A 13,284-nucleotide genomic window follows, 5' to 3' on the forward strand; every position below is an offset into this window, starting at 1 on the left:
AAGTAACACAGCTATGTTGAAGAAAGTATTATTATTGATTTGCCTTTCGATGTTCGTTTTCAATGCCACAAAGGCACAAAAGGATAACGATGCGCGTAAAGTGTTGGACAAAACGGCCGCCATTGTAGGCAATAAAGGTGGGGCATTGGCCAACTTTAAGCTGTCGAATGGCAAACTGGGAGCCATCAGCGGAACCATTTCCATCAAGGGAAACAAGTTCTATGCCCGCACATCGAAGGCCACAGTATGGTTCAATGGCAAGACACAATGGAGTTATCTGCCCTCAACCAACGAGGTAAATGTTAGCAATCCTAACCAGAGTCAGCAGGCAGCCATGAACCCTTACACCTTCATTAATATGTATAAGAGCGGCTACAACCTGTCTATGAACAAGGTGGGGCGCGACTATCAGGTGCATCTTGTGGCCGAAAAAGGCAACAAAGGCATTCCCGAACTCTATGTTTTGGTAGATGCTACGTACAAACCGAAACAAGTAAAGATGAAACGTGGCGGCGAATGGACCACCATAACGATAAGCAATTTCCTGCATAAAAACCTCTCCGACCATCTTTTCAGCTTTAATTCAAAAGACTTTCCCAGTGCCGAAGTGGTGGATTTGAGGTAAGCCAAACCCATTAACACCTTCGCTTTCGTAACGTTTATGCCGATGAATCGCCTGCAATTATACCGCACTTTATACAGACATCGTTCGTTGTCCATGCGCCGCGCCTTGGACTACGAGCACAATCGTTCGGCCAAATACCTATTTTATATAGGCTATATAATGGGTTTCGCGTATATGTTGTTTATTGCAGTGCTGCTTTCTTTGAAGGTTAACAACATGCGCGACACCAACGCGGCCGGCCTAATAGTGGGCATTTTGCCTATCATCCTGTTGGTAGACCTCTTTATACGTTTCACCTATCAGCAAACGCCAGCACAGATAATCAAGTGCTATGCACTGCTGCCGTTACCTCGAAAGGTTTGCATCGAAAGCTTTATAGGTGCCTCGCTCTTTAATCTAGGCAACGCATGGTGGTATGTATTGTTTGTTCCCTATTGCGTTATGTCGGTGGTGTTCAGTTATGGTTTGTTTGCAACCATCTTGCTTTTGGCGTTCATCGGCTTAGCCATATTGCTTAACAGCCAGCTGTATGTGCTTTTTCGAACCCTCGTTTCGCAGTCTTTATTATGGATATTGGGGCTTTTAGCCGTGTATAGCCTTTTGGCAATACCCATGATTTTTGGTGGAAACGGCTCGTTTGCGTCGTCACTTTTCATTTATTCACACCTAGGTATAGCCCTATCGCAAGGCGAAATATGGCCGTTACTCATTGTTCTATCCCTACTCATAGCGGTGGTTTGGCTGAACAGAGAAGTGCAATTCCATGCCATTTGGCGCGAGTTGACAAGCGAGAAAGCTGCAACCAAGGTCAACGGAAAAGACCGATTGGCCTTTCTCAGGCAGCACGGTGAGATTGGCGAATACGCTCATTTGGAGTGGAAATTGATTTCGCGCAACAAGTTTCCGCGCGAAACATTCATTTATAGCTTTTTCTTGATAGCGCTTTTAAGTGTTCTCATCACTTTCACACAAGCCTATAATGGCGATGGAATGGTGCGTTTTTGGTGTTCGTACAACTTTGTTATCCTCGGCCTTACACTCCTGTCGCGACTGTTAAGCATGGAAGGCAACTATATCGACATGCTTATGGTACACCCCAACAGCATCTATTCGCTTTTGCGAGCCAAGTACTACGTGTATTGTGGCTTGCTTATAGTGCCGTTTATGCTAATGTTGCCTATGGTGTTTGTGGGCAAGGCCAGTTTGCTTATGTTGTTAAGTTTCGCTCTTTTTGCGGCAGGTTTCCAGTTCCTTGTCTTCTTCCAATCGGCCGTTTACAACAAGCGGACTCAAAAACTTAACGTCTCGCTCATGTCAAGCCGAAACGTGGAACGTAACTATCTGTACATATTTGTTTGTCTCTTGGCACTACTTACCCCAGTGATATTCGTAGGTACGCTTTCCATGTTCTGCTCACCCACGGTCTGTTACTTATGCCTTAGTGTCGTGGGGCTTATCGGTATTGCCACCCACCGCCTATGGATAAGGAACGTTTATGTGCGAATGATGGCACGGCGGCATGAAAATTTGGAAGGATTTAGGACTTCCAAATGATAGCGCGCATGGCATTGCAGGGCAAAAGGACCAAAGGTTTTCAGCCAGCCCACTGCAAATGTCATAGATATTTAGTAACTTTACAGCATATTATGCGGTTCGTTTACTGAACCGCCATTAAGGATAAGAATCAATAAACCAACACGATAATGCACTTTAAATGGATATACGAACCGCTTTCGCCACAAATGCAATCTGCGGCAAAGGAATTGGGCGAGAAACTCAATATGAGCACTATTCTAGCTCAATTGCTCATACGTAGGGGCATAACAACCGAAAGTGCGGCCAAGCGTTTCTTCCGTCCGCAGCTCAACGACATCATCAACCCCTTTCTGATGAAAGACATGGACGTGGCCGTAGATAGGCTCAACGATGCTATGGGACGTAAAGAGCGCATCATGGTGTATGGCGACTACGATGTAGACGGATGCACATCGGTTGCCCTCGTGTATAAATTCCTTCAACAATTCTACTCAAACATCGAGTATTACATACCCGACCGCTACGAAGAAGGCTACGGCGTTAGTCGTAAGGGCATTGATTATGCCCACCAATCGGGCGTAAAGCTTGTTATCATCCTCGACTGCGGAATTAAGGCCATCGAAGAAATTGCTTACGCCAAATCGCTGGGCATCGACTTCATTATATGCGACCACCATGTTCCCGACGAAGAGATGCCGCCAGCAGTGGCCATTCTTAACCCCAAACGCCCCGACGACCATTATCCCTTTAAGCACCTTTCGGGCTGCGGTGTGGGCTTTAAGTTCATGCAAGCCTTTGCCAAAAACAACGGCATTCCCTTCTCGCGACTCATTCCCATGCTCGACTTATGCGCCGTTAGCATAGCAGCCGACTTGGTTCAGGTGGAAGAAGAAAATCGCATATTGGCCTTTCACGGGCTGAAACAGCTCAACCAAAACCCCAGTTTGGGCTTAAAAGCCATCATAGACATCTGTGGACTTTCGGGTAAAGAGATTTCCATGAGCGACATCGTTTTCAAAATAGGCCCGCGCATTAACGCATCGGGGCGCATGGAAAGTGGAAAAGAAAGTGTGTCGCTACTGGTAGAGAAAGATTATAACGTGGCTTTGCAAAGTGCCAAGCACATTAACGAATACAACGAGCAACGCAAAGACATCGACAAGCAAATGACCGAGGAGGCAAACCAAATTGTTGCACGCCTGGAAAGTCAGAAAAAGCAGTCGAGCATCGTGCTATACGATGAGAATTGGAAGAAAGGCGTGATTGGAATCGTTGCTTCACGACTCACCGAAATTTACTTCCGGCCCACCGTTGTCATCACTCGCGATGGCGATTTTGCCACAGGTTCGGCTCGCAGCGTCATGGGTTTCGACATCTATTCGGCCATTAAGAGTTGCCGCGACTTGCTCATCAACTTCGGCGGACACACCTATGCCGCAGGACTGACCATGAGATGGGACGACGTTCCGCGTTTTGTAGAACGTTTTCACCAATACGTAGACAACCATATACTGCCCGAACAGACCGAGGCCATATTGCACATTGATGAGATTATAGACTTTAAGGACATCACCAAGAAGATGCACCACGACTTAAAAAAGTTCTCGCCCTTCGGTCCGGGCAACCTCAAACCGCGCTTTTGCACCAACAATGTTTACGATTATGGCACAAGTAAGGTGGTGGGTCGTGAGCAAGAACACATCAAACTCGAACTTATCGATTCTAAATCGAGCAATGTGGTAAACGGCATTGCCTTTGGGCAGAGTGCCTCGGCACGCTATATCAAGTCGAAACGCAGCTTTGATATTGCCTATACCATCGAAGACAATGTGTTTAGACACAACAACGTACAACTGCAAATAGAAGATATTAGGCTTACCGAAAGCGACGAGAACGACGAACACAACGCCCTTTAACCGCCTATGGAAGAAACTAACGGCACGCAAACCGCCCACGACGCGTTTAAACGAACGTTGCGCGAGTATTGGGGCTACCCCGATTTTCGTGGCATTCAGCGAGACATCATCGAGAGTATCGCCCAAGGAAAGGATACGCTTGGACTGATGCCCACGGGCGGTGGTAAGTCTATCACCTTCCAAGTGCCTGCCTTGGTGATGTCTGGTGTTTGCGTGGTGATAACCCCTTTGATAGCCCTGATGAAAGACCAAGTGGACCATCTGCGGCAGAAAGGCATACAGGCGGCCGCCATCTATTCGGGAATGAGCCGGCGCGAGATAATCACAACGCTCGAAAATTGCGTCTTTGGTGGTGTAAAACTCCTTTATGTGTCGCCCGAACGATTGTTTTCGGACATCTTCAAAACCAAGTTCAAACACATGGAAGTGAGTTTCGTCACGGTAGACGAAGCCCACTGTATCAGCCAATGGGGTTACGATTTCCGCCCTTCTTACTTGGCCATTGCCGAGGTTAGAAAGCTTAAACCCGATGTTGCGGTGCTTGCCTTAACAGCTACAGCCACTCCCAAGGTGGTAGACGACATTCAGGAGCGATTGAATTTTAGGCAAAAGAACGTGTTCCGAATGAGTTTCGAACGTTCAAATTTGGCCTACATCGTCCGCGACACGATGGACAAGCACACCGAACTGATACATATTCTCAACGCCGTGGCTGGTTCGGCCATCGTTTATGTGCGCAGTCGCAAGCACGCCAGCGACATCGCCTCCCACATTTCCTCGGCAAACATCTCTGCAACCTTCTATCATGCAGGCCTAGAACCTGCTGTAAAGAACCAACGACAGAACAGCTGGCAGCAAAACGAGGTGCGAGTGATGGTGGCCACTAATGCCTTTGGCATGGGCATAGACAAGCCCGATGTGCGCCTAGTGGTGCATATGGATTGCCCAGACTCTATTGAGGCCTACTTTCAAGAGGCGGGTAGGGCAGGGCGCGACGGCAAAAAGGCTTATGCCGTGTTGCTATGGAACAATAGCGACCGCAGGAAACTGAACAAGCGCGTGGCTGAAACCTTTCCCGAAAAAGAGTATATAAAAGAGGTGTACGAGGATTTAGCCTACTATTATCAAATAGGTGTGGCCAGCGGTGCAGGCTATTCGTTCGTATTCGAGATAGACAGGTTTTGCCGAACGTTTAAGCATTTCCCCGTGCAAACGCATTCGGCATTGCAGATTTTGGAGCGGGCAGGCTACATACATTACGAAATGGACCCAGAAGCAAGGGCAAGAGTGATGTTTAAACTGGGACGTAACGACTTGTATCGCTTAGACGAAGGGAGTGCGTTTGAAGAGGCTGTGATTACTGCCTTGCTAAGAAACTACGGCGGACTGTTCAGCAATTACGTTTATATTGATGAAAGTTTATTGGCCCAAGAGGCAGAACTGACTACTCACCAAGTGTATGTGATACTTAAAAATCTAGCCCAACGCAACATCATCAACTTTATTCCGCAACGCAAAACGCCTTTTATTACCTATCTGCGCGATAGGGTAGACGGCGAACGGGTTGTGCTAAGCAAGGAAATATACGAAGAACGCAAGGCGCAATATGTTGCTCGCATCAATGCCATGCAGGCTTACGCCACAAATGGCGATGTTTGCCGAAGTCGCCAACTACTTATATACTTTGGCGAAGAGCGACACAAAGACTGCCAACAATGCGATGTTTGTTTGGAACATGCCTCGCCCGAACCTAGCAACGAACAAACAACCACGGCTCGTAACGCCATACTAAATTTGTTGAAAGATGGCGAACGACACCACATAACCGAACTTCACAAGCTAAACTTACCCCAAAAGGGCTTAGATGTGGCACTCGAATACCTCATTCACGAAGAGGAAGTACGCCTTGATGGTAGTTTCCTTTATATTTTAGAGTGAGGTTATGAGTTTTGTGAGGTTATGAGTTTTGTGAGGTTGTGAGTTTTGTGAGGTTGTGAGTTTTGTGAGTTTTGTGAGTTGTGTGAGTTTTGTGAGTTGTGAGTTTTGTGAGGTTATGAGTTTGTGAGGTTATGAGTCTTGTGAGGCTATGAGTTTGTGAGGTTAAGGACTTATAAGTTTATGAGTTTATAAAGTTATAAGTTCATCACATTGCGAGTTATAGTTTTAAGTCAACATTAGTTCGTTAACTCGTCTACTTGTCAACATGTCCACTCTTCCACTTGTCCACTCTTCCACTTGTCCACTCGTCAACTCGTCTACTTGTCAACTCGTCTACTTGTCAACTCGTCTACTTGTCAACTTGTCTACTTGTTAACCCGTCAGCTTGTCAACTTGTCTACTTGTTTACCCGTCAGCTTGTCAACTTGTGCAGCATGCCCTGCAACCGTTTGCGCAGGCTGATAGTAAACATACGCGTTTTCAGTGCTGGCCCATGCGCGTGTATACAGCATTATCTTTTTTTTGTCTAGTTTTTAATAAGATATTTAACATTGTGAGTGCCCTTTCTGCTCACCAATCGCTCACCTTACCGCAAAAAATCGATTCTCGCGAAGGTTGGTTTTGATGCAAAAAGTGTTGTTATGTGAATGCTAACAAACTGGATATTTATTCCAATGAACCACCCTTTGTACTAGATTTTGGGCTATTTGCAGCAAAATGCACTGCAATATGCCGCAAAATGCAGTGCGTTTTGATGCTAAATGCGAGGTAAAATGGTGCTAAATGCAGTGGTTTTGCTGCAAAACGCAAGGCAAAATGGTGCTAAATGCAGTGCAAAATGGTGCTTAACGCAAGGCAAAAAGCATAAACATACACGGCAAAGGTATAAATATAACCCTTTCGAACCATGAAACACGTGGCTGAAAAGGGTGAAATAGTCGTTAAAAAGTAGGTTTTTAGGTGCTAAAAGCAGGTTATTGGGGTTGAAAAATTACGAGATGGCAACCATTCTAGAAAGGCTAAATGGTGCAAAATGCAGCTTTTGTTCTCAAAAATAGACAATGGAAAAGGCGTAAAAGACTATAAAAGGCGGCTTTTTACCAACTTTATAGCCTATATTTTCGCTAGAACGGAGTGAAAAATAGAAAGGTTTTGTAAAATTAAAGATAAGAATTTAAGTTTTTGAGTTGATGAGTAGGTGACTTATTGAGTTGATGGTTGGGTGAGTTTGTGAGTTCATGAGTTGATATGAATTTATAAGTTGGTGATTTGGTGAGTTTGTGAGTTGATATGAGTTTGTACGTTGATGAGCTGATGAGTTTTTGAGTTGATAAGTTTTTGAGTTGATGATTTCTTGAGTTGATGATTTCTTGAATTGACAAGTTTGTGAGTTGATAAGTCTGAGAGTTGACATGCCGATGGTTGATTTGTCCTGCACATCGTATATGATTAGGAGTGTTTATCTTGTGTTGGCATCACAAAGACGGCAAACTTTTCTCAATTTATAAAACATTAGAAACCAAGACGACTTCAATACATAAAGATACTCATGTTTCAGTTAGTTATGCCAATCTAAGAACCTTTTTGTTTCAGACTTTCATTAATATATGCTTGTGGTTCTGCACTTACGGAGCTTTAGTGAGTGGTAGTTAAAAGTGCGCATTGGTTTGTCTATTGACCTTTCAAAAGGGCATGTTTTACCCACTAAGTTGCAAAATAAGTCCAAAAGGCCGTGTTCCAGGCCCTATAATATAGTGGGGAGGGACACGGCCTTAATTCGTGGTGATGTAGCTTGCGCAGGATTTAAATCACTGCCCTAGCTAACACCACCACTTATGAATATGTTACAAATAGTTGTCTAACGCTGCATATTAAGCTGCTTTCCTTGAATTATTTGGCTGTGTTGGGCTTTCCTTCGTACTTTCCTGCTACGGTCCTTGTCTTTTTTCCCAAAGTTTGCGCTAACTGGAACGTTATTTTGTAAACGCCATCTTCGTTCTTACTTACCGTAAATTGACTTCCTCTATCTAACTTAGCCGTATTATCGAAAAGAGAACTAGTAATACCACTAGATTCGCAATGAACAGTTTTACCATAATCCTTGGTGGAGAGCGATAAGTTAAGCGTTTCTAACGGTCTTTCATTCTTCTCTATTGATTCTATTCCCAATACAATGATTGCATCTTCATCAGTTTCTTGGGCAGTCATGCTGACCACCTTAGTTTCTTGACCATCAATTTTTACAGTGTTAGATTCATCGTCGTCATCACTGCCGCAAGCGGTGAAAACAGTAAACGAAGCGAGGAGCATCATTGTCAATGCAATGAGCTTGGATGTTTTAGAAAATGTTGTTTTCATAAATGTTTTTTTAGTTTTTCCATGGTGTATTAATGTTAATGTTGAATCATGATATTGTAGAGGAGTTCTGCGCCAATCCCCATGGTGATTTGTCTGGAAATCCGCCACAACTTACGCTGCAAAATTAGTGATTTAATTTTACATCTTCATCATAAAAGCAACTTTATTTTACAATAATCTTCAATCTTCTTCGCTTTGTCCTATTTATTGTTCAATTTAAACGAGAACTATGGATGAACGTCTTCTGATTGTAGTAGAAATGGAAAGTCACCGCATTATATGTTTACTTTAAAAGGGGGTTGAAAGAAAAGGACACCTTTTATATATAAGGCGTCCTTTGCAATTGCTGCTTGATGCAGGCATTCATTTTATTTTTATCAATGGCCATAATATGATTATGGTGTGATTTCAGCCAACTCTTTTCTTGTTTCGCGAAAGATATGTTTACTGCCACAGCCATGTTCAAGTAAACGTAGCCTTGGGCGTTTATGCGCGATGAGAACATTCAACTTATAGGTCGACCACCGTAATGCCTGCACCGCCGAACTGCACATGCTCGTCTTTAAATGATGTTACGTTGGGTACGGTGGCTAGGTACTGTCGGATAAGTTGGCGAAGAATGCCGTTTCCTTTTCCGTGGAGGATGCGCACACGGGGCATGCCCACAAGAATGGCATCGTCGATGAAGTGCATCACGGCATTAAGTGCATCGTCGCCACGTTCGCCCCTGATGTCGAGGTCTTGGTGAAAGTGGCTCTTACGTTCGTCGATGGTTTGCCGCGTTCCTTTACTCATGGTGTATTGTTGGGCTTGCTCTTTCTCCGCGGGGGTGGCCAATTCAAGTCGTTTGACATCCATTTTAGAGCGCATACCCCCGAACACCACCAAGGCCATGCCGTTATTGTCGAGCGATTCTACACGTCCAACGGTTGAAAGGCCTTTCATCTTTACTGCATCGCCAGGCTTAATCTCGCCCGTGGGCGATTGTTTCTTGCTTACAGCCTCCCTTATTTGCTCGGCAGCTTTCTTCTGTTTCTCGGCCTTTTCCTTAATATGTTTCTCGTGCCTTTCCTTTCTACGCTTTATCTGTTCAATCTTCTTGGCGATAAATTCGTCGTTGGCAGCCGCATCAACTTGTTCAACAGAGGTGCGGAACTCGCTCAGTTCTTCGCGAATACGTTTAGTGCGTTCCTTTTCGGCTTGTGCCTCCTTAATCTCACGAATGGTTGTTTCTATACGTTTGTTGCTTTCGCGGAGCAGTTCTTCGGCCTGTTCTTTCGCCCGTTTCAGTACATCTTTCCTTGTTTTTCCAATCTCCTCGATGTCTTTTTCATAACGTTCGATAGCAGCCTGCAATTCTTTTTCCTGCTTGTGTATGGTGGCTCGCTTGTTTTCCCAATAGCGTTTGTCGCGCACAATGTCTTGCAAGTACTTGTCGCTCTGTATATAATCTTCGCCCACAATGCGCGATGCATCTTGTATTACCTCTTCGGGCAATCCTATTTTGCGTGCAATCTCAATGGCAAACGAACTTCCTGGCTGTCCGATAGACAGCATAAAGAGGGCCTGCATCTCCTTTCTATCATAGAGCATGGCTCCATTGGCCACGCCATCGTGCGTATCTGCAAAATGTTTTAGGTTTTGATAGTGGGTGGTGATGACGCCAAACGCACCCTTGTTACAAAACTGGGTAAGCACAGACTCGGCTATGGCACCACCGATGAGCGGTTCGGTGCCCGTTCCGAACTCATCGATGAGGATGAGGGTCTTATCGTTGGCATGCCTCATCATCATCTTCATGTTGAGCAGATGCGACGAATAGGTGCTGAGATCGTTTTCGATACTTTGCTCGTCGCCAATGTCTATCATCACGTTTTGGAACACGCCCACCCGCGAAGTGTCGCCCAGGGGTACGGATAAGCCACATTGAACCATGTATTGGAGCAGACCTACGGTTTTAAGGCACACGGACTTGCCACCTGCATTGGGGCCAGAAATGATGAGTATGTGCTTTTGTGGAGTGAGTGTAACATCAAGAGGTACAACCCTTTTGCCCTGTTTCTCTAACGAAAGCCTTAATAGCGGATGTACGGCTTGCCCCCAATCGATGAGCGGTTTGTTGCTTATCTGCGGTTCGATGGCCTTGAAGGTTCGGGCCAACTCTGCCTTGGCACGTATAAAGTCGATGTGCGCCAATAGCTGATAAGAGGCCGTCATGGGGGCGATGTGTGGCCTAATGTCGTTGGACACCTCTTTTAATATGCGTACAATCTCCTTTTTTTCGTCTGCCTCTAATTCTCTTATCTTGTTGTTTGCCTCCACAACTTCGGTCGGTTCGATGTATACCGTACGCCCAGAGGCCGACTCATCGTGGACGATACCGCCGATTTTGCGTTTCATTCCAGGCAAAACGGGTATCACAAGTCGCCCCTCGCGTATGGCAGGCGTAACGTCTTTCTCTACCAATCCCTCTTGTTGAGCATTGCGGAGGATAGAGTTGAGGATACGCGAAACACTTCCTTCGGTTTGCGCCAGCTCGCGCCTGATGCGCGCCAGTTCGGGCGATGCACTGTCTTTTATCTTTCCAAACTTGTCTACAATCTGCGTAATGCGGCGCACAATGTCGGGAAAGGTGGCCACATCTACGGTTAGCAGTTGGAGTGAAGGATAGGGAAAGCGCGCGTTTTGACCCTCGATAGCCACTTGGCCCTCGGTGGTACGGTTGAGAAACCGCACTACTTGGTGGATGGTGTCGAGCGAACGTAGCAGGTCGAAGAGTTCTTGCTCATCGAGATGTGTCCCTTCGATGCGCAGGCGCGAAAGGGTGGGGCGCAGGTCGAAGAAGTATTGAAGGGGGAAATCTTCGGCTTGGGTTTGCAAAAGCCTGAACTCGCGCGTTTGCGTAAGCCATGTTTGTATCTCGTCGGCATTGTGGCTCATGGTCATATCGTCTACCTTGGTGGTGCCAAGTGTAGACAGACATTTTCCTTTTAATAAGGTTCTAACCTCGTTAAAGCCAATTTTCTGCTCAAAATTATTCGGATAAATCATACTGCAAAATTACTTCACATTATCGAATTGGCAAAACCAAAGGAAGAAAATACTGCTTTAAAGTTAGGTGGGATGTTGTGAGGACTCAGGTTTAGCATAGCGTCGTTATGGATTTTTTGTCGCATTTCACCAATAAAAAAGCACCCGACGAATGTTCGACAGGTGCTTTTGTGGGTTTGTTGAAACTGTGATTATTACTTGTTTTTGAGCAAGTCGCGAATTTCTGAAAGCAGTTTTTCTTCGTTGCTGGGCTCTGCTGGTGCCTCTGGAGCAGCAGGTTCTTCTTTCTTTCGCGAGAGAGAATTGATGCCCTTGATGAGCAAGAAGATGCAGAAAGCTATAATCGTGAAGTCGATAACATTCTGGATGAAATTGCCATACATGATTTTAGCTTCACCAATGGTGATAGACAACCCCTTGAAATCCAACCCTCCGATTAGCATTCCGATAACGGGCATCAGCAAGTCGTCTACGACAGAAGAGACGATTTTGCCGAAAGCTCCGCCTATGATAACGCCGACTGCCAAATCCAACACGTTACCCCGCATGGCAAAGTCTTTAAACTCGTTTAAAAATTTACTCATTGTTTTTTTTGTTGTTGATAATAATTATTTGTGAAATCCAATGCAAATATAGAAATAAATTCGTAACTTTGCGGTGCAATTGAGGAAAAAAAGCATTGTTTAGGCTAACATTTTGATTTGTTAAACCATTTTGTAATGTCAACTTGCTAAATGCCCCCACACGCATATTTTTAACCCATTAAAAATAAGAACAAAGATGATTAAAATTGGTATTAACGGATTTGGCCGTATCGGTCGTTTCGTTTTCCGCGCTTCTCTCGAAGAGGCTAACGCTAAAGAAGTGCAAGTTGTTGCTATCAACGACCTTTGCCCTGTAGACTACTTGGCATACATGCTGAAGTATGACACGATGCACGGTATCTTCAATGGCACTATCGAGGCAGACGTTGAGAAGTCGCAACTCATCGTAAACGGCAACGTTATCCGTGTAACCGCTGAGCGCAATCCCGCCGACTTGAAGTGGGGCGAGGTTGGTGCAGAATATGTTGTTGAATCTACCGGCTTGTTCCTTTCTAAGGAAAAGTCGCAAGGACACATTGATGCAGGCGCTAAGTATGTTGTTATGTCGGCTCCTTCTAAGGACGATACGCCCATGTTCGTAACTGGTGTAAACGACAAGACCTACGTAAAGGGTACGCAATTCGTTTCTAACGCTTCTTGCACCACCAACTGCTTGGCTCCTATCGCTAAGGTGTTGAACGACAAATGGGGTATCACCGATGGTTTGATGACGACGGTTCACTCAACCACTGCTACACAAAAGACTGTTGACGGTCCTTCTATGAAAGACTGGCGTGGTGGCCGTGCCGCTTCGGGTAACATCATTCCTTCTTCTACTGGTGCTGCTAAGGCCGTAGGTAAGGTTATCCCCGAATTGAACGGCAAGCTCACGGGTATGTCTATGCGTGTTCCTACACTCGACGTTTCGGTTGTTGACCTTACCGTTAACTTGGCTAAGCCTGCTAAGTACGAGGAGATTTGTGCTGCCATGAAGGAAGCTTCTGAGGGCGAACTCAAAGGTGTTCTGGGTTACACCGAGGATGCTGTGGTTTCTTCTGACTTCTTGGGCGACCCTCGCACCTCTATCTTCGACGCCAAAGCAGGTATTGCTCTTACCGATACCTTCGTGAAGGTTGTTTCTTGGTACGACAACGAAATTGGCTACTCGCACAAGGTTGTTGAGCTGATTAAGCACATGGCAAAGGTTAACGGCTAATTATTTTTAGCGTTAAACTGAACAAAAACGAGCCGTCCTATAAGTTAGGACGGCTTTTTT

At 45.4% G+C, this 13,284-nt stretch carries 9 protein-coding genes; 5 read left to right on the forward strand and 4 right to left on the reverse strand.

Annotation, left to right across the window (positions count from 1 at the left end):
- The first annotated feature begins 13 nt into the window (after positions 1–13).
- The 4 genes from HMPREF0670_RS02160 (at position 14) to HMPREF0670_RS02175 (ending at position 6,015) form a co-directional block, all read left to right on the forward strand.
- Positions 14–625, forward strand: a complete 612-nt coding sequence (locus tag HMPREF0670_RS02160; protein WP_009229522.1) for a LolA-like putative outer membrane lipoprotein chaperone — start codon at positions 14–16, stop codon at positions 623–625.
- A gap of 42 nt (positions 626–667) precedes the next feature.
- Positions 668–2,179: a DUF5687 family protein gene (locus HMPREF0670_RS02165; RefSeq protein WP_009229523.1), complete on the forward strand. Its 1,512-nt coding sequence runs from the start codon at positions 668–670 to the stop codon at positions 2,177–2,179.
- Between the two features lie 149 nt (positions 2,180–2,328).
- Entirely contained in the window at positions 2,329–4,077 is a 1,749-nt protein-coding gene (recJ, locus tag HMPREF0670_RS02170; protein ID WP_009229524.1) for a single-stranded-DNA-specific exonuclease RecJ, read from the forward strand.
- Positions 4,078–4,083: 6 nt separating this feature from the next.
- Complete coding sequence (locus HMPREF0670_RS02175) at positions 4,084–6,015, forward strand: ATP-dependent DNA helicase RecQ (protein ID WP_009229525.1); 1,932 nt, start codon at positions 4,084–4,086, stop codon at positions 6,013–6,015.
- A 380-nt stretch (positions 6,016–6,395) separates the two neighbouring features.
- Here the strand turns inward: HMPREF0670_RS02175 and HMPREF0670_RS17415 are convergent, their stop codons facing one another.
- From HMPREF0670_RS17415 to mscL, 4 genes are all read right to left on the reverse strand, one after another.
- Complete coding sequence (locus HMPREF0670_RS17415) at positions 6,396–6,527, reverse strand: hypothetical protein (protein WP_255346254.1); 132 nt, start codon at positions 6,525–6,527, stop codon at positions 6,396–6,398.
- 1,378 nt (positions 6,528–7,905) lie between these two features.
- Positions 7,906–8,373, reverse strand: a complete 468-nt coding sequence (locus HMPREF0670_RS02180) for a hypothetical protein (RefSeq protein WP_009229526.1) — start codon at positions 8,371–8,373, stop codon at positions 7,906–7,908.
- Positions 8,374–8,883: 510 nt separating this feature from the next.
- The gene (locus HMPREF0670_RS02190; RefSeq protein WP_009229527.1) at positions 8,884–11,424 is read right to left on the reverse strand and encodes an endonuclease MutS2; all 2,541 of its coding nucleotides are present in this window, start codon (positions 11,422–11,424) and stop codon (positions 8,884–8,886) included.
- Between the two features lie 194 nt (positions 11,425–11,618).
- Positions 11,619–12,008, reverse strand: a complete 390-nt coding sequence (gene mscL, locus HMPREF0670_RS02195; RefSeq protein ID WP_009229528.1) for a large conductance mechanosensitive channel protein MscL — start codon at positions 12,006–12,008, stop codon at positions 11,619–11,621.
- 196 nt (positions 12,009–12,204) lie between these two features.
- On the opposite strand from mscL, the gene gap reads away from it, so the two are divergent.
- Positions 12,205–13,224 carry a type I glyceraldehyde-3-phosphate dehydrogenase gene (gene gap / locus HMPREF0670_RS02200; protein WP_009229529.1) on the forward strand — a complete coding sequence of 340 codons (1,020 nt, stop codon included), beginning with the start codon at positions 12,205–12,207 and terminating at the stop codon, positions 13,222–13,224.
- Positions 13,225–13,284: the final 60 nt, after the last annotated feature.

The sequence above is a fragment of the Prevotella sp. oral taxon 317 str. F0108 genome (assembly GCF_000162415.1).
In the GTDB taxonomy this organism is placed as follows: Bacteria; Bacteroidota; Bacteroidia; order Bacteroidales; family Bacteroidaceae; genus Prevotella; species Prevotella conceptionensis.